The organism is Vibrio sp. 378 (assembly GCF_033339435.1).
On sequence record NZ_JAWOUO010000005.1, the window covers coordinates 354695 to 372888 of the forward strand.

Consider the following 18194-nt stretch of genomic DNA (forward strand, 5'->3'; position numbering starts at 1 on the left):
TACGAACCAAATCTCCTCTGTAAATCCACAATGATTTCCGCCGGTTCTACATTTCTCAAAACTCATAACGCGTTATGTTGCCACTTTAATATGCTCACAATTTCATTAATCTGATACATCATGGCATAATCTTATTAAATCATGTTAACTCTAAGTACCAGAGTTTAATTAAATTTCTTTTTACACAGCTCGCATGTCAGCCAGGACGATCACTAGTAGCCATGTTTAATAAACTCACAGATAGTCGATTTTTCTATTGCTCTAAAGAAAAAATAAAGTCCTTTTTGAGGAGTCTTAAGTTCAACTTTTGGTGTACGCTCTCAAGGACAGTTTGGTCAATGGTCTCATTTTCTTTTAAAACTTTAGTAAACTGGATAGCTCATCCAGTCTCTACCTTTTTCGTAGTTATTATGCAATTAATTTTGGGGGCTTTGTTAGGTGTTCAATTCGGTTCTGCCCTGCAAAATATTACAAGTCAGAACTCCAGCTACTGGTATTTTCTTCCAGAACTTTGGAAAAATATACGACCAGAAATACAATCTATAGCTATTGTTGTTGTTGTCATATCATTAATTAAGGCGTTTGCAGATGCATTTCGTTCGCTTATCGAAAGACAAACAGAAAAGAAACGGATAGAGCAAGAACATTTGGTACCATCAGGACAGTACTTTGTGACAACTTATGCAGATACTGTACGAGAAGTCTTAAATTATAGATATCTGATTAATAGTAAAGATAAAGAACCATTAGATGTTATTCATGACACCCTCAACCAAATTCGACAGTTAGCTGCAAACTATGAAGATTTAGCAACAGACACGGTTAGCATCAACTTGATGCTATCGATGAGAACAGATGAATCAGAAAAACAAGTTGAAAAAAACTGGAAAAATGTGCATATGTTTTTTGATGGCGCAAGCGCAAAAGCAGCATGTGCTCAAATTGATGGTGTGTTGATACCTATTGCTGTAGCACACAAAGATGCAACTACTTTGTTTCTGGGTGAAGGAAGAGTAAAAGAAAACCCACTTCTACTTCCGATAGTTGAGAATGATGCCAACACAACAAAAACAAAACAACGGGTGATCGGGGCACCTAAAGCATTTTCAACAAACCACCCACAATACTATCCAAATTTCTTGAGTAGCGTTGATGATTGGCTATTCAGAGAACAAAGAAGGTATATTAATAGCGAACAAGCTGAATTACTGTATAAATACTATCTTGATGATGGATCTGCACGCTCATTACTATCAATTCCTATCAGCTCAGCCTATCAACAGGTAGATGAGAATGACCACGAACTTGAAGGTAAGACAACGAACTTAGTTTTGAATATTTATGCCAGACATGAAAACCTTCTCAGAGGAAACCCCAGTATTTTCATTGGATTAGCACAACCGTTACTAGATACCATTTCTTATGCCCTCGATATCTGGATGCTACGCCTCAAAGTACAGGAAACTGAAAATAATGACTCTGATTAATCTTTAACATATAATTAGACTCATTAAGTAGGAGAACAATCATGTCAGAAAAAAAGACAAACGAAAAAACTGTAGTCGTTATGGTTGTAAATGATGATGGCTCCCAGACAATAAAACGCGTACCTAGTTCAAGTACAAAGAAAAGCTCTTCCCGTCTACGTAAAGCTCCATCTAAAGCTTTAAGCAGAGCTGTGTTTGGTTAATAGAGTTACCTACTCACTAAGCTGTTAACTTTAAAGCTTAGCTACATTCATTTTTCAAGTCGCCTACTCCAAGGTGGTATGTAGAAATGCGGGCCGGTGCACCATCACTGGCCCGTGTGCTTTCTAACTACTTGCATCGGCCAAACGGCCAGCGTCTCATTTTATCGATTTGATCGACCAATCTCGTCATATCCTTGTAAGCAAGCCCGGCTAACCGGTTTGGGAATACCTCAATTTTGTCGGCAATAGCTTTCATCTTCGGGCCGTATACTGTGTTGTGCAGCCACTGTCCTAAAAAATAGAAGGCCAGCATCACAATGAACATCACGGCGAAGAAACCAAATACCTCCGCAAGGTTTTGGGGTGGAAAGTTAAACTCCATAATCAGTAATCCTTATCTAGTTAGGCCATACGGCCTTTTTAACAAAGTTGGCAACCTATTCGTTACGTTCCTGCTGTTGTTCTTGGGAATACGAAACGTAGTCCTCAACGTCGAAGGTGTGCTTTTCCGGGTCACGCTCTTGCCACTCAGCGTGTGCTTGGCGAGCTTCTTCCTGGTCCTCACAGGATAGGCCATCAAAGCCGCCGGTTTGATTCATCCAGCCAGTACCGACACCGCCTAAGTTGTCGTTGTCAAATGCAGGGGAAGCGTCGTCAATCGTCCTCCTTATCGCCGTCATCCCCGTCATCTTTCGTGCTGTTTCGGATCGAGCTGGCTAAACGGCCTCCGGTAGTGTGGCCAAGTCTTTCTCCGACCATATCCCCCATTCCCTTCATCAAATTCGCGCTAGTATCCGCTGCAATACGACCCGCTTTTACAGCGCTACCTTTAAAGCCGCCGCCAGAGGATTCGCCATTACTAGAAGATTGACCGGAAGCTTGGGAGAAGGAGCCAGCCTCGTCAGTATCACAGCTACCGCTAAATGCACTGCTAAGGCTCGACATCACGTCAGCATTGTTCGCTACGTTCTCACCTGCTTTTGCAAACGCTGCTTGAATAGCAGACGCACCGCCAGCGGTAGCCATTGCTGCACCGGCAGCCATACTACCAGTGGCAACAGCCGCTCCGGCCATCGCACCAGCACTGATGCTGCCAGCCCCCGCCGCCGCGCCGCCTCCAGGAACTAGGCTAGCAACCACATTGGGAACAGAGTGAATAAGCATTACGAGAACCAGTGAAACGACAAAGATCACCAGCAGTTCACGCATAGGGGCGTCATTGGATAGATCAGCATAAAAACCGTCCATAATCGACATGGCAATGCCAATGAGCAAAGTCATTGTCATCAGCTTCAAAGCAACGCCCAATACGCTTTTGAAGTAGTTGATTGCTATATCTGAAGTCCAACGCGAACCACCAAACCCCAGCACGAAAACACCGGCATATATCAATATCCAAGCTGTTACCAAAGCCAACAACACATTAGCCGCCACAACCGCCATACATGCCAAAATTGCTAGCGTGATGAAGAAGATAGACAAGTTATCTATAGGATTTGTGAAGCTGTAGGACTCACCTGCTTTAACAATAATGTCGAAAGCAATGCTAATAGGCTCTGAGGGGGTTAGGTCTCTCGGAAGGCCACCGGCTTGAGCACCGATCGTTCTCAACGAGTCGATGATTGACGTCGCAAAGTCCGGGCCGTTTCTGAGTAACCAGAGGAAGAAACCAAACGTCAGGATAAAGCGCATAAACTCGGCAAAGAACTCCCTCATATCAGCTTGTTTAAGGATTAAAGTCCCGCCAGTCCAAACAAGAGATATAGTGCCCAACGTCCAAAACAGCCACACGGCATGGTTTGTAATTACCGTACTCCAAGTGGCACTGGCGATCATGAAGCGCATAGCCACCTCATCCAAGACACCATTAGGCTCAATGGCCGCCGACGCAGTTTGCGAGGTAAGTAAAACAGCTAGTAGCATCACAAGTCGAATGCATATCTTGCTCATCATTAGAACCCCTTATTCTTGGAGCGATCCGCGTGCTCGCCCATATTCCAAAGACAGTTCCCTTCTTCCCTCTGCTCTTTCGTCAGGCTCGGGTTATTACAGTGGATCGTTGTAGACTTTGGCCCTCCATCTTCACCACACCCTACCAGAACGAAAGAGACCAACACGCTGACGATAAAAACTCGAATGATATTATTCATGATTAGAACCCCCTGTTTTTTGAACGGTCGGTTGGATCTCCCATATCAAATAACCTTTCACGGGACGCTTGATATTGAGCATCGCGATCGGCTTCAGCCTGCATTCGAGAACCAACAGCATTCTGCTGAGCAATCAACAAGCTACGGATTTGAAGGAGTTGGTTGGCTTGGTTACTAGCAAGCTGGTTAGCATAGCCAATAGCAGCTAACTGACCATCAGCTCCCTGGGCAGCTGACTGTAATCGGTGCAGCTGACGAGCGTCAGCCTGCAAGTTTTTATGCTGTAGCTTCAAGCCTTCAAAGAGAGCATCGTTGGCTGTTTTCTGGGATTCGGACGCCAAGCGACGGTTTTCTTCCATCCTCGCTTGCTCTGCAGGCGTACAACCTCCAGATCCATTGAAGCAAGGTGAACTGCGGTAGTAGGCCACATCCTGGAATTTGCTTAGGTAAGCATCAAGGCTACCAAGCTGGTTTTGATAATAAGCAAGCGTATTGGTGGCATGAGTTAAATCATCAATCGTCGATTGCGCCTGGTCCCAAATATAAGCCGCTGGGGCCATCGTGTTTTGCAGCTGGTTTTCATACTGCTGCAACTGAGTTTGGTACTGTTGGATCTGCTTGGCTGTTTGAGTGACAGACTCCATTGCTGACACAATATTTTGTGTCAGGTTCGTTCCATCAACAACCGGAATCCCAGCTACTACTGGTATGGGAGAGATAAGCGCTAATGAAATAGCAACCGTAGGTATTTTAGCCGCTAAAATACGTATTTTGTTCATGATTGAGTGCCCTTAGTATTGTCGTGACTAAGTTGCACCCACCAACCTGCATCGGCCTAAAATCTATAGATATCAGCCTCTACCCCTACTGAAAATCAGCGGTGAATGTGGACCTCTACAAAGATAGGTTGTCACTTTCTATCCTGGCGTCCGACCTGCGCGACACCTTAAAAACGCGCGGCCTTAGAGCTTTGAAACATAGGTGTCATTCCCCTTAAAACTGGTTAGGAGTCCAAGGGTTAAAATCGAGAATTAGATACCTCGTAGAGCAAGATGTCGTTGAGCCCGAAGGTGCGAATAAGTAATGAGTGAAATAGGAACCATCAACTTGTTGGTGGGCCTACTTCACCTATCTTGCCCGCACTTCGGCACTGTTTATCCATGTTTTGCTATCTGTATATTTCTGCAAAGACGATGAATCTTGTCTGTATTTGTATGTATATGTCTGAAATCACATGGGAAAGGCTTGTAATATTATTTCGATTCCAAATATATCCCGCCCCTCAAATGTCAATAAATGTTGAAACGCCAAGAAAATTAAATATTAAAGAAATTAATTTTCAATAACTTAAAAAACTCCCATGCCGCTCAAATCCGTTCTATTGACCGTTTCAGACATGTATAAATCAGCAGCACAAGTCAGTGTTTCATAAACTACATTGTTCCAATTTTCCAATTTCGAGATTCAAACCTCTCAATCTTTACCAAATTATCCACTGTGTTTTGCGCTTAACTACAGGTTATTTTTTTATATAGGTAAACCTACAGGAAAGTACTATAGGAGGTTCCACAACCATCTGTTATTTAAAAACTTTTTGGCCTTTCTCGGGACAGAACATGCGCACTCCGGGACAAAACATGCGTAAACCGGGACAAAACATGCGCAAAACTCCCCCTTTAAAGCGGGACAAAACATGCGTGGATAACTTTCTAATTTCCCAGACTTACTAACACCTAAAACGATGGTGTATACAGTTCCATTATGCTTCAATATCCCGTTCAATCTGTCGTTTTGTCCGTCGAGGTACTTGAGGAGCACTTGGCTTCAAAAGTAATCCTTTTTCGGTTGGAGTAGCATCTAGTTCTGGCCATGCCTGTTGTACCTTTTTAAGTCCACCATTGAACCGTCGTTTAAAGTCTTTGACATTGGCGTAATTCGCTCCCAATTGTCCCATCAAACCTAACCAAGGGATAATTGTGGCTCGCTTTAAATAACTCACCCGATAAGTCGCCCAGCAATATATATCTACGGCCATCGGAGAACGCTTAATCAACCGCAGAACTCTCATATCCAAAGGGACAGGTTTATCTGTAATAAGTTGAAAAAACTTAGGCGATAGTTCCACCCAAGACTCCCCTAATGAATCTTGATCGGATTGCTTTGTACTCCACCAAATATGGGAAATATCAGCAACCCTGGCTCCAGTTTCATCTTCACAAATATATCCACTTTCATCATTTAGTTCTGTATAACTGACACTGATCGTAGTTTTGAACAACCGCCGCATTTGGTCCCTAAAGGGGTCTATTGGCCCATTTTCTCCCCCACTTGAACGTACCCCTAGTTTTTTCATAAAACCTCTTTGAGAATCTCCCAGTTCAAGCTTGCGTGCTTCCTGTTCAGTGATATAACCATTGTCCAGTTTTGACTTATTTCTCACAGCTTGTGTACTTACCCAAACCAAGAGATAGCGTGCATAACAACCGAAAGGCAAACCTACAGATGATGGTGCCATCATGTGCATTGTAAAATTACCATTCTTCCGGCTCCACTCATTCGATTTTGGATTGCTGTGCGGCATGGTTGCTTGAATCAGAAGTCGAGCAATAAATCCGAGTTCATTAGCCTCCTGAGCACTGCATTCTTGAATCTCTATGATGGAGTCTACGTAGCTCGATCTCACCTCAACTTTTGTTTTACGACGCACTACTGGAACATTTTTTTTATTGTTTGATACAAGGAACTCTGTATCCATAAAATCTTCAAACGACATATTGATTACTGACTACCAAAAAAAGCCCGGTCTAGCTGCTTTGAATGCAGACCTGCGTTTTTCTTCTATCCAGTTTTCAACCTCCGCGAGATCCCACGCCACACTGCGGCTAGTAAGTACTATTCGTCGAGGAAACTCTCCCCGTTGCTCCATGTTGTAAATAGTCCGATCAGACAAAGGAATCATCTTGAGTAGTGTCTTGCGATTAATCAGGGTTTTATGTGCCAGATCCTGCATGTCTTTGCCTCCTCTTTGTTACTGAGACCTGACTATGCCAATATTTTTTAAACTCTGGATTGGACGTTTTGGCAGATTAAGTTGAGCCTTCATTTATTTTCATATTGAAAAAGGACCAGCTACCAATAAATGCAACTAGTTGCTATTATATTCATCACGTAACCATTAGTAACATGACACTGCAGTATGGGGGGACGGGAGTGGCAGATGGAATATGCTGAAATCGAAAAGGAAGCGAGTGATCGCTTAGGTACATACTTTATATCTGTGTGGGAAGATTGCGACGCCTTTGTCGCCGATGGCATACGGGAGTTTCGAGAGCGTTGGGCAAACTACACCGTACATTCAAGAAGAAAAGACCCTAGAAGCCATTTGAAAGGTGTTCTGGCCCACGACAAGCTAGAAACAGATAAACTCCCTATTGGAGATCTCATCTTAGAAGTTCTCGATCCCAAGGTGTCGGCGTTCCTTAGCTATCTTCCTGAGAGTCATTTTAATTTCTTTCCAAATCCCTATCTGAATATTGATCGCTCACCCTTGCCACGTTCAAAAGCTAAATTGACCATGACAGAACGAGTCACACGTGAGATGTCTCTTAAATATGGCTCCAAATTTAAAGAAGATACTCCATTAACCAATCTAGTCATGATGATGGGATTTAAAAACGCTCATGATGTGATCAAACAGCAACTACGACATTTTGAGAATACTGAGCATCAATATCGGCCTATAGATTTTAGGTTTCAAGCAACCGTAGATAATCTGCTCGAACTATTATGGCTGCTTCACCTGACACCTACGCGATTTAAACAACATAGTGCCGACACCAAACTTAATGCACGACGAAAGCAAACCTACTGTGAGCTATGTGGCCAAAGAAATGAACTCGCAGAATATTTCTATAAGCTAGACAACAATATGCCAAATGATGAATATCAGATAGATGATCATAACGAAAAAAATCCTGACAACAAGAAAAAACTGCAGCTCAGCCACCGGTATTGCTCTCGCCATAAACCGAAAAACATAGATGGCTGCACTTGGAATTCGACATACAAAAGTGCTCTGAAATCAAAGAGCCAATTTGAGAAGGAATTGCGACGATTGCAGCTTCACATTCTCAAAGTCGAAGAGCTTAAATCTGTATCAGGAGATGAACTAGTTGACCAGTATTTCTACCACTTCCTCCAAGATAAATCCGTAACCCAAAAGCAAGCTGACGTATTTTTCCATTACATTAGGAATAATTTCGAGTACCCGATAGAACTAAAGGGTGAAACAGAAAAACTCATTAATGAAGCAGCAGTGAGCTTGACTGGAGCTGGTACAACTCTTGGAGCAGATGATGAAGGAGCTTTACGTAATATAGCCCGAAGAATGGTCGATTCAAGACTTACTGACAATAAGAAAAGAATGCTAGCTCTGAAAAAGCAAGACCGAGGCCTTAGTCAGAAAGCGATTGCTCAAAAACTAACTGAACTTGGTAGTAAAAAAATAACTCCCCAAGCTGTGTCTAAAGCACTAGGAACTATTCGCGATGAGTTTCTCTTACCACGCTAGAAGAACTGACAGAATTTTAGCGGCTAAAATTACCATTCTATAAAATTAGCAAACAGGGTTGACAAATAGGCCACCCAAATTTATTCTATCCATAGTGCAGATGAAATCATCTGTAACGCTCTTTCAAAAGTTACCTTTATTGTGAGCCTGACATATGGCCTAACAGCCGTTCATTTGTAGCAATTCAAAATGAACTATCTTTCCAGCCCACATGAGGATTCATATTGGCACGCGGTTGTCATGAGCCAAAGCTCGAACCGAACGTCGATGGTCCTTATCGCTTAGTTGAATAACTTTGCTGATGGCAGGGGAGAACCAGAGATACACTTCTCTGGGGGTATTGGTTGGTTTGTCTACTGTATTTCTATTCGGCCACGATGTGCAAATTGGCAGGGGGTACATCCTGTATCCGATTAGTGCAACTATATAAGGTAATATATATGAACTTGAAAGAATCGATCGAGCGTCTTAAAGAGGCTCGTGAAAAATGCGTTAATACAGTAGACAAAAGCACACTTGAGAAAATCGATAATTCTATCGAGGAACTTGAGATAATGAGTAAAGTGGCAAGTAAGCCCAACAAAATGAAGTGGTTGTCAGTGGTTGTTCAGGTATTGAGCTTGATAAAATTGGCGGCTGGTTTCATTGACTTGGAGTAACAAAAGCTCACTAACTCTGTGCAACCAGCCAAATAAATCCTCCAATATTTAAGAGATATAATTATGTTAGCTATCGGTAAAACTATTAAAGAATTCAGACAACTACGTGGATTGTCTTTAAATCAGGTGGCTGAAGAAGCTAATATGGATAAATCTTATTTATCCAAAATAGAAAATGAAAAGCGAGATCCTTCCCTATCATCATTATCTCGAATCAGTAAAGCACTTAACATTCCTTTAAATATACTGATTTTGATGTGTGAAGAGCCCTCAGATAGTCCTTTCTCTGAGTTTACAGAAAGTCTAAAATCAATAGCGAGAGAAATCGTAAAAAGTGAACCTACGGCCTAAATACACACAAAAACCAATTGGTAGTATCGAAGCTTTAGCTAATTTATTGAATTTAACGTTACATGATCTTGATAAGCTAATACAATCATCAAACGATGACTATATCGTAGCTGATAAAATTGAGAAAGATGATGGCAGTATAAGAGTTACATACAAAGCGAAACCAAGACTTCGTACTGCTTTAGATTCTATAAAATCAAGAGTTTTTGATAAGGTTGAACATCCTGACTATATAACAGCAGGACAAATAGGAAAAAGTTATGTCGATAATGCACAAGCTCACATTAATTCACGCATGTTAATGTCTGAAGACATAAGAAATTTTTTCCCATCAATTAGCGTCAAAGAAGTAAACCGTATTTTTCAACACTTTTTCTGTTTCCCTCCTAAAGTATCAAATGCACTTAGCGAGCTAAGTACAAAAGAAGGCTTTTTAGTTCAAGGCAGTCCCCTAAGTGGTGAAATAGCCAATCTAATATTCTACCGAGATGAGCCAGAACTTGTTAAATTTTGCCAAGACCAAGGACTAAGATATACACGTTACTACGATGACATTCATATTAGCTCTGATGAAAAAGACTTCTATGAATTAATTCCTCACCTAAAATCAGAAATCTATCGAATTTTTGGAAAGTCAGGAGTAAAACCTCATAGAGCTAAGAAAAAAAGCCATTTTAGTACGTGTTCATCTCGACTTTCTGTACACGATGTTACTGTTAACTCAAAAAAAACTAATCCGTCCCAAAAAAGAATATCTAAAGTGAGACAGTTATTATTCACATATGAATATATGGTAGATAACAACTGTGATATAGAAGATATTATTAAAAAATACCGTTCTATTCACGGGCACATAAATACTCTTCAGCAACAAGGATACTCACAAGCAGGAAAGTTAAAAGAACACTTATCCTTGATAACTTGTAGAATAAGTGAGTATGAGGCAAAAAAATACGCTAGAAAATATCGAAAAGTTAAATCGAAGAAAGAATTAACCCAATTTAGTTCAAAAGTATCTATTTTAAAAAGAGTTAGTGGCAGAGTAGCTATGGTTATAAACTCAGAAAAAAAATCTGCTAATGATAAAATTAAGAAAAAGCTATCTCGTAATTCAAGTATGTAATCAACATTGACTAGCGTAACTGAGCTTCAACGAGTCCACTCATCAATCATATCAGCCCAATCCTGTAGCATTGATGCACGTTGTTCTCGATACTCGGCTTTGTTGTAAACTGCCCTCACCCCTTTCTGTTCGTGCGCTAGGCATTTTTCTATCCAATCCGTGTTGTATCCAGCTTCATGCAACAGTGTACTCGCTGTTCTACGTAGGTCATGCGGCCCAAACTTACTTAGTGACTGACCTTCCTTGTGCGCGGCCTTGTATGTCAAATCCATGACTCGGTTCATCGTCGCACTACTCATTGGAGCATCAGAGTCATAACGGGAAGGAAGAATGTAATCAGAACCACCGGCAAATGTCTTTAAGGCGATGAGAATGTCCATAGCCTGGCGTGACAAAAATACCAGGTGCGGGTTACGTCGTTTCATTCTCTCCTTGGGGATCGTCCACAACGCTTCACTAAAGTTAATTTCATTCCAGGTTGCATTGGTTAACTCGCTTTTGCGCACCATAGTCAACAACAGCAACTTTACCGAAGCACGAATCGAAGGGGTTGTACCTACCTTTTCCATGTAGCGGTACATCAAACCGATCTCAGCCGGCGTCAATGTTCGGTCTCTTGGTTCAAATCGAGCAATACTGGCGGGTCTCACCAAGTCTGCCGGGTTCTCAACTTTCTGCCCTCTCTCAATCGCCCATCGATACACCTGGAGTACAATGTCACGCGTATGCACAGCTGTTGCCGGTGCTCCACGCTCAACTATCGCGTCAGTCAATGCTCGCAGATCTTCATGAGTGATTTCTGTCAGCTTCTGATTGCCAAATTTACCCTCTAACTCTCGGGCATAGACTGAGCGACGCATATCCCGTGTAGAATCAGCCATCTGATAGCCACGCAGCCATTTCTGAGCCCAGGCACCAAAGGTTTCAGCATCTTTGGTTCTCGCCTTAGCACGGGCTTTCTCTTTGGCCGGTGACTTTCCATCAGTAACCATTCTCTTCGCTTCATTGAGACGCTCACGCGCTTCTGCTAACGTGATGCCTCCTACTCCATAGCGACCAAAGGTAATGGTTTCTTGTCTGCCATTGATCGAGTAATTGTAGCGAAAAGAGATAGAACCTGCGGTAGTAACAGCAACATAGAGGCCATCACGATCATTGACTTTGTAAAGTTTATCTTTGGGTTTGAGATTGCGTAGCTTGGTATCAGTCAGCATGTTTCGACCTATTATTCTTGTTTGATACCATGCTGAAAAACCTCTAAAAAACTAGAAATTAATCTTTATAAAACAGATAGATAGATATAAAATCTTAATACCATGCCCCATCAAAAACACTCAGCATGGTATCGGGCGTAATCCATGGCATTACCGATGAATCATACCCATCAAAATACCACGGTCAAACCGTGCTTGGCGTTGCCAGACATTGCCAAAAATGACTAAGCCAAAAACAAAAAAAGTCCGCAATTATGCGGACTTAAGTATGATTTAGTGCTCGTTAATGCCAGACCTTTCTTAAAGGAGCATTATTCCCACTCGATAGTCGCTGGTGGCTTACCAGAAATGTCGTAAACAACACGAGAAATGCCATCAACTTCGTTGATAATACGGTTAGATACCTTACCTAGGAAGTCGTATGGTAGGTGCGCCCAGTGTGCCGTCATAAAGTCGATGGTTTCTACTGCACGCAGTGATACAACCCAATCGTATTTACGGCCATCGCCCATTACACCAACAGAACGTACTGGTAGGAATACCGTGAACGCTTGAGATACTTTGTCATATAGGTCTGCAGCGTGAAGCTCTTCAATAAAGATAGCATCAGCACGACGTAGCAAGTCACAGTACTCTTTCTTGATTTCACCAAGAACACGAACACCTAGACCAGGACCTGGGAATGGGTGGCGGTAAAGCATGTTGTAAGGCAGGCCTAATTCTAGACCAATCTTACGAACTTCATCTTTGAACAGCTCACGTAGTGGCTCAACAAGACCCATTTCCATGTCATCTGGAAGACCGCCCACGTTGTGGTGCGATTTGATCACGTGCGCTTTACCAGTCTTAGATGCAGCTGACTCGATTACATCAGGGTAAATCGTACCTTGAGCTAGCCATTTCGCGTTTTTCAGCTTCTTAGACTCTTCATCGAATACATCTACGAATACGTGACCGATAGTCTTACGCTTCTCTTCTGGGTCAGACTTGCCTTCAAGTGCTTTGAGGAAGCGTTCTTCAGCGTCAACTTTGATAATGTTCAAACCAAATTGGTCGCCGAACATATCCATTACTTGTTGACCTTCGTTTAGACGAAGTAGACCGTTATCAACAAATACACACGTTAGCTTGTCGCCGATTGCACGGTGAACCAGCATCGCAACTACCGATGAATCAACACCACCAGATAGACCTAGGATAACTTCGTCGTCACCCACTTGCTCTTTAATGCGAGAAACCGCGTCTTCGATGATAGATTCCGAAGTCCATAGACGCTCACAGCCACATACGCCAAGAACAAAGTTCTCAAGCATTTGTAGGCCACCTTTTGTGTGTGTCACTTCTGGGTGGAACTGAACACCGTAGTATTTCTTCTCTTCGTTCGCCATCGCAGCGTAAGGACAAGTGTCTGTCTCACCAACTTTTACGAAATCGGCTGGGATCTCTACTACTTTGTCGCCATGGCTCATCCAAACGTCTTGAGTTGCTTCAAGATCTTTAAATAAGGCACATTCACCAGAAACTTTAACCTGAGCGTAGCCAAACTCACGTTCGTTAGAGCCCGCTACTTTGCCTCCTAGCTGTTCCGCCATGGTTTGCATGCCGTAACATACGCCAAGCAAAGGAACACCAGAATCAAACACATATTGAGGCGCGCGTGGAGAGTTCTCTTCCGTTACGCTTTCTGGACCGCCAGATAGGATAATGCCATCTGGGTTGAATTCGCGAATATCCGCTTCTTCTACATCCCAGCTCCATAGTTCACAGTAAACGCCGATTTCACGTACGCGGCGAGCTACTAATTGAGTGTACTGAGAACCGAAGTCCAAGATCAGAATACGTTGGTCATGGATATTTTTAGTCATTTTGAGCAGTCTTTTTAAGGCTAAGTGATTAAAACCGAGGCGAGTGTACTCGCCTCTTCTTAATGCTTCAAGGAAAAAGCAAACGTTTCCGTTGGGTAATTAGTTCCCTAGACGGTAGTTCGGCGCTTCCTTAGTAATTTGAACATCGTGTACATGAGACTCTTGCATACCTGCACCAGAGATACGTACAAATTCAGCTTTCGTACGCATATCTTCGATAGTTGCAGAACCAGTTAGACCCATGCTTGAACGTAGACCACCCATTTGTTGGTGGACGATCTCTTTTAGACGGCCTTTGTATGCGATACGACCTTCAATGCCTTCTGGTACTAGCTTGTCCGCTGCGTTGTCAGACTGGAAGTAACGGTCAGAAGAACCTTGAGACATAGCACCAAGAGAACCCATGCCGCGGTAAGATTTGTAAGAACGGCCATTGTATAGAATCACTTCACCCGGCGCTTCTTCAGTACCAGCAAACATAGAACCAACCATCACACATGATGCGCCAGCTACGATTGCTTTACAGATATCACCTGAGAAACGGATACCACCGTCAGCAATAACCGGAATACCATAATCATTAGCCACTTCTGCCGCATCTGCGATTGCAGTGATTTGTGGAACTCCCACACCCGTTACAATACGAGTTGTACAGATAGAACCAGGGCCGATACCAACTTTCACTGCGCTTACGCCAGCTTCGATTAGTGCTTTAGCACCAGCACCTGTTGCTACGTTACCACCGATGATGTCTAGATCTGGGTAAGCAGCGCGAGTTTCGCGGATGCGGTTTAGTACACCTTCAGAATGTCCGTGTGAAGAGTCGATAAGTAGAATGTCAACGCCTGCTTCAACTAGAGCAGCAACACGCTCTTCGTTACCAGCGCCAGCACCAACGGCTGCGCCAACACGTAGGCGACCACGCTCATCTTTACATGCGTTTGGTTTACGTTCTGCTTTGTGGAAGTCTTTCGCAGTAATCATACCGGTTAGTTGGAACTCATCATTCACAACCAATACTTTCTCTACACGAGCTTCGTGCATTTTCTCTTGCACTTCTTCTCGTGTTGCACCTTCTTTAACTGCTGCCAACTTCTCTTTTGGCGTCATTACTGAAGATACTTTCTTAGAAAGGTCCGTCACAAAACGAACGTCACGACCAGTGATAATACCAACAAGCTCATTGCTCTCAGTGACAACAGGGAAACCTGCAAAACCATGCTTTTCAGTGAGTGCAACAACATCAGCGATGGTCGCGTCAGGGTTTACAGTAACCGCGTCAGTTACCATACCAGCTTCGAACTTCTTAACTTTACGAACTTCGGCTGCCTGCTGCTCAATAGACATGTTCTTGTGGATAAAGCCAATGCCACCCTCTTGCGCTAGCGCAATTGCTAGACGAGCTTCAGTAACAGTGTCCATAGACGCTGAAATCATTGGGATGTTTAGGGTGATGTTCTTAGTTAGCTGAGTGCGAAGATCAGCTGTGTTTGGGAGAACGGTGGAGTGTGCTGGCACAAGTAGTACGTCATCGAATGTCAGCGCTTCTTTGGCAATTCTTAGCATTTGCAATATCTCACAATTAGAGGAGTAAAAAGAACAATCCAATCTCATCGTTTCGCATAATGAGGGTAACCTGCGTTAGCAACTAGCTACATTTGGATTAGATATTGCGGAGGGATTATACGGTTAACGCAATCGCTTGACCACAAATTTTTTAATTTTTTTCTTGCAATTACCCCCTTGCTATGTATTATATTGCCGCTAATTTCCATACTCACGTCTAAGAGATTAGCTGTGCTCTCCAAGACCAATCAAAACATCTTTACTGTTTCTCGTCTCAACGCAGAAGTTCGTTTACTCCTTGAAAACGAAATGGGGATCGTTTGGCTCGTCGGAGAGATATCCAACTTTTCAGCTCCTGTCTCTGGTCACTGGTACCTCACTCTTAAAGACTCTCGCGCTCAAGTTAAATGTGCCATGTTTCGTGGTAACAATCGCCGCGTTACTTTCAAGCCCGCTAACGGTAATCAAGTCCTAGTAAAAGCTCGTCTGTCTCTTTATGAGCCTCGCGGTGACTACCAATTGATCATCGAAAGCATGCAACCGGAAGGTGATGGCCGTCTTCAACAAGAGTTTGAAGAGCTGAAAATGAAGCTTGCCGCAGAAGGGTTGTTCGCGCAAATCAATAAGCAATCTTTGCCTGAGCACCCTAAACGTGTTGGCGTCATCACATCGAAAACTGGTGCCGCGCTTTACGATATCTTAGACGTATTGAAACGTCGTGATCCTTCCCTACCTGTTGTGATTTATCCGACAGTGGTACAAGGTGAGGACGCAGCCATTCAAATTGCACAAGCCATTGGTCGCGCTAACAGCCGTGATGAATGTGATGTGCTAATTGTGGGCCGAGGTGGTGGTTCATTAGAAGACTTATGGTGCTTTAACAACGAGATATTAGCTCGCACGATTGCAGCAAGCCAAATTCCTATTATTAGCGCCGTTGGACATGAAGTTGACGTGACAATAGCTGATTTTGTCGCCGACGTACGCGCGCCTACTCCATCAGCAGCCGCTGAGCTAGTAAGCCGTGATAACAGCCACAAAGATCAAGCTTTAGTTACCCGCCAGCATAAGTTAGCGAGCGCGATGCGTTACTACCTAGCACAACAAAAGCAGCAATCTGCTCAATTAGTGCACCGTCTAGAGAGACAGCACCCAAGCTATCGCTTGCAACGTCAGACGCAACAGTTAGATGAGTTGGACATGCGCTTACAGCGAGCGATGAGTCGTTTTATTGCCTTGCGTCAACAGCGAATCGAGCGTCAACATTATCGGCTGCAATTAAATTCTCCTGTAACACGCCTTAGCGAGCAGAAGTCGAAGCTAGAACGTGTTGAGCAAAAGCTCATGGATGCAATGGATCGCAAATTACTGACTATGCGCCATCAACTCGCGATTGCCGCAGAAAAGTTGGACACCGTCAGCCCACTAGCGACATTGAAACGAGGTTACTCAATTACTCAAACTGAGCAAGGTAAAGTAATTACGCAATCTTCAGATGTAAAGTCGGGAGATGTATTGATTACCTGGTTAGCCGAAGGCGACGTTCGTTCTACCGTTAACTGAATACAAACTCTGGTTAACTGACTTTCTGGAACTCAAATCGGACACGTGATTTTGATTTGAGTTCATTACACACATTACAAAAGTAACTCGCAGCACCGCATGCTTGCAGCTTCTCCAGCTCCGCCTCACAATCAGGGCAAAAACCTACTTTTTTAAAATCCGATTCACACTGTGCACAATGGTATTGTCCTGTCCATTCCAGTTCGACATTGCAAGTCGGGCAAATGTTCTGCTGCATATCCCGTTCCTCTCTCTAAACTAAGCAATTTCGAGTAACGCATGCTACTCAAAATAACGAACAAGTATGTTGATCTTCATCACCGCCCCAACAAGTTTCACGAGGCGTTAACCATACTTGATACGTAGGATCTTATACTGATCGTCTGATATTTACTCCTTGATCAGCGATCACCCCTTAAAAGAATATTTATATAACCACACACCGAAAGCATAAGTTACATATTCTGCATTCCAATTTAAGACAAAATAAAAAACCATAGAGAGATTTAATTAAACGAAAAATCAGAATTTAATAAAAAGATCTTATTCAAAAAGCAGTGTTTACATTGGTGTGCATTTCGATAGTTTGAGCGTCGAGCTCAACGAGTTTAACTTGGATAAAAGCAAACTCATTTAAATGGCTCGCATGCGTTCCACCACAAGGGATTACCGCTAATTGACCTTCCCCTAAATCGCACTTCCAATAGCGAGAATCCGTTAATCTTTCGCCGTGGCATTCCATGGTGATCATCGCATCTCTTTGAAGCCATTCAACCAGTTGGCCATTCACTTTTTCTGCAATCGCCTGGAGGTCATTCAGCATATCTGCACTGTTTAATCCTCTTTTACGAAGTGTTTTACCCAAACGGTACGTATCGAGGCACTTATCTGGAGTGACATAACTCGTGACTTGCGCATAGCTATTAAAGTCATAATAACCATGTGGGTCTTTGCGGTCTGCGTCTTTTCGCCAATAGTCTTCCGATAGTACTTTATTCAACGCCAAATACGCTAAGTGTCCTGCAGTGTGGCCTCGACTCAAAGCATTTTGATAGTCTTTATCTACCGCTAATGTCACCAAATCATCAGTAACAAGTGATTCCGTACGTGATAAAACATGCACGACGACAAACACCCAACCTTCAGCATCACGCTTTACAGGGATGTCACTACCCACATACAGAGCACCACTCTCCTGCTCCACTGCCCCAACTTGGCAATCTACCACATCATGCTCAGCCCCATTCACCTTCAACGTTCCTTTGTCTGCAGGGTGATCCGGCCATATGTGACTAACGGGATGGAACGGCGTGACATCTGTAATAACGTAAGTCACTTTTTCCGTAGATTGAACGAGCTGTATTTGTGCTTCTAATTGCCATGTTTGATGACAAAAACGAGTCTTTGTTGCTGTGATAGTCATTTTTACGATTACTTTTGATA

18 protein-coding genes are annotated in these 18194 nt (G+C 43.1%); 7 read left to right on the forward strand and 11 right to left on the reverse strand.

The window, feature by feature from the left end; translation table 11 throughout:
- Positions 1 to 338 precede the first annotated feature (338 nt).
- Both R7Q48_RS12190 and R7Q48_RS12195 read left to right on the forward strand, forming a co-directional pair.
- Positions 339 to 1487, forward strand: coding sequence for a hypothetical protein (locus R7Q48_RS12190; protein WP_054730025.1), 1149 nt, complete (start codon positions 339 to 341; stop codon positions 1485 to 1487).
- A gap of 41 nt (positions 1488 to 1528) precedes the next feature.
- Positions 1529 to 1690 (forward strand): hypothetical protein, encoded by a 162-nt coding sequence (locus R7Q48_RS12195; RefSeq protein WP_258485527.1) that lies wholly within the window; start codon positions 1529 to 1531, stop codon positions 1688 to 1690.
- 127 nt (positions 1691 to 1817) lie between these two features.
- Here the strand turns inward: R7Q48_RS12195 and R7Q48_RS12200 are convergent, their stop codons facing one another.
- From R7Q48_RS12200 to R7Q48_RS12225, 6 genes are all read right to left on the reverse strand, one after another.
- Complete coding sequence (locus R7Q48_RS12200) at positions 1818 to 2072, reverse strand: hypothetical protein (RefSeq protein WP_054730023.1); 255 nt, start codon at positions 2070 to 2072, stop codon at positions 1818 to 1820.
- A 55-nt stretch (positions 2073 to 2127) separates the two neighbouring features.
- Positions 2128 to 2370, reverse strand: a complete 243-nt coding sequence (locus tag R7Q48_RS12205) for a conjugal transfer protein TrbL (protein WP_406827359.1) — start codon at positions 2368 to 2370, stop codon at positions 2128 to 2130.
- Complete coding sequence (trbL, locus tag R7Q48_RS12210) at positions 2345 to 3640, reverse strand: P-type conjugative transfer protein TrbL (RefSeq protein WP_318132317.1); 1296 nt, start codon at positions 3638 to 3640, stop codon at positions 2345 to 2347. The genes R7Q48_RS12205 and trbL overlap by 26 nt, the downstream gene beginning before the upstream one ends.
- Before the next feature lie 202 nt (positions 3641 to 3842).
- Positions 3843 to 4619 (reverse strand): P-type conjugative transfer protein TrbJ, encoded by a 777-nt coding sequence (gene trbJ / locus R7Q48_RS12215; RefSeq protein ID WP_085609993.1) that lies wholly within the window; start codon positions 4617 to 4619, stop codon positions 3843 to 3845.
- Between the two features lie 980 nt (positions 4620 to 5599).
- The gene (locus R7Q48_RS12220) at positions 5600 to 6613 is read right to left on the reverse strand and encodes a replication protein RepA (RefSeq protein ID WP_045604582.1); all 1014 of its coding nucleotides are present in this window, start codon (positions 6611 to 6613) and stop codon (positions 5600 to 5602) included.
- A gap of 12 nt (positions 6614 to 6625) precedes the next feature.
- Entirely contained in the window at positions 6626 to 6850 is a 225-nt protein-coding gene (locus R7Q48_RS12225; protein WP_017633904.1) for a helix-turn-helix transcriptional regulator, read from the reverse strand.
- A gap of 207 nt (positions 6851 to 7057) precedes the next feature.
- Here R7Q48_RS12225 and R7Q48_RS12230 point away from each other — a divergent pair, with 207 nt between their 5' ends.
- The 4 genes from R7Q48_RS12230 (at position 7058) to R7Q48_RS12245 (ending at position 10543) form a co-directional block, all read left to right on the forward strand.
- Positions 7058 to 8410, forward strand: coding sequence for a hypothetical protein (locus R7Q48_RS12230; protein WP_318132312.1), 1353 nt, complete (start codon positions 7058 to 7060; stop codon positions 8408 to 8410).
- 440 nt (positions 8411 to 8850) lie between these two features.
- Positions 8851 to 9069, forward strand: a complete 219-nt coding sequence (locus tag R7Q48_RS12235; RefSeq protein ID WP_062853956.1) for a hypothetical protein — start codon at positions 8851 to 8853, stop codon at positions 9067 to 9069.
- A 63-nt stretch (positions 9070 to 9132) separates the two neighbouring features.
- Complete coding sequence (locus R7Q48_RS12240; RefSeq protein WP_062853957.1) at positions 9133 to 9420, forward strand: helix-turn-helix domain-containing protein; 288 nt, start codon at positions 9133 to 9135, stop codon at positions 9418 to 9420.
- Positions 9404 to 10543 carry a reverse transcriptase family protein gene (locus R7Q48_RS12245; protein WP_318132313.1) on the forward strand — a complete coding sequence of 380 codons (1140 nt, stop codon included), beginning with the start codon at positions 9404 to 9406 and terminating at the stop codon, positions 10541 to 10543. The genes R7Q48_RS12240 and R7Q48_RS12245 overlap by 17 nt, the downstream gene beginning before the upstream one ends.
- A gap of 26 nt (positions 10544 to 10569) precedes the next feature.
- Here the strand turns inward: R7Q48_RS12245 and R7Q48_RS12250 are convergent, their stop codons facing one another.
- From R7Q48_RS12250 to guaB, 3 genes are all read right to left on the reverse strand, one after another.
- Complete coding sequence (locus R7Q48_RS12250) at positions 10570 to 11757, reverse strand: tyrosine-type recombinase/integrase (protein ID WP_318132314.1); 1188 nt, start codon at positions 11755 to 11757, stop codon at positions 10570 to 10572.
- 311 nt (positions 11758 to 12068) lie between these two features.
- The gene (gene guaA, locus R7Q48_RS12255; protein WP_256903226.1) at positions 12069 to 13622 is read right to left on the reverse strand and encodes a glutamine-hydrolyzing GMP synthase; all 1554 of its coding nucleotides are present in this window, start codon (positions 13620 to 13622) and stop codon (positions 12069 to 12071) included.
- Positions 13623 to 13721: 99 nt separating this feature from the next.
- Positions 13722 to 15188 carry an IMP dehydrogenase gene (guaB, locus tag R7Q48_RS12260; RefSeq protein WP_017633908.1) on the reverse strand — a complete coding sequence of 489 codons (1467 nt, stop codon included), beginning with the start codon at positions 15186 to 15188 and terminating at the stop codon, positions 13722 to 13724.
- Between the two features lie 231 nt (positions 15189 to 15419).
- Between guaB and xseA the strand changes: the two genes are divergently transcribed.
- Positions 15420 to 16751 carry an exodeoxyribonuclease VII large subunit gene (xseA, locus tag R7Q48_RS12265; protein WP_256903225.1) on the forward strand — a complete coding sequence of 444 codons (1332 nt, stop codon included), beginning with the start codon at positions 15420 to 15422 and terminating at the stop codon, positions 16749 to 16751.
- Between the two features lie 13 nt (positions 16752 to 16764).
- On the opposite strand, the gene R7Q48_RS12270 is transcribed toward xseA, so the two are convergent.
- Together R7Q48_RS12270 and R7Q48_RS12275 are read right to left on the reverse strand one after the other, a co-directional pair.
- Positions 16765 to 16989: a zinc ribbon domain-containing protein gene (locus R7Q48_RS12270; protein WP_005381691.1), complete on the reverse strand. Its 225-nt coding sequence runs from the start codon at positions 16987 to 16989 to the stop codon at positions 16765 to 16767.
- Between the two features lie 309 nt (positions 16990 to 17298).
- Positions 17299 to 18174 (reverse strand): alanyl-tRNA editing protein, encoded by an 876-nt coding sequence (locus R7Q48_RS12275; RefSeq protein ID WP_256903243.1) that lies wholly within the window; start codon positions 18172 to 18174, stop codon positions 17299 to 17301.
- Between the last annotated feature and the right edge of the window lie 20 nt (positions 18175 to 18194).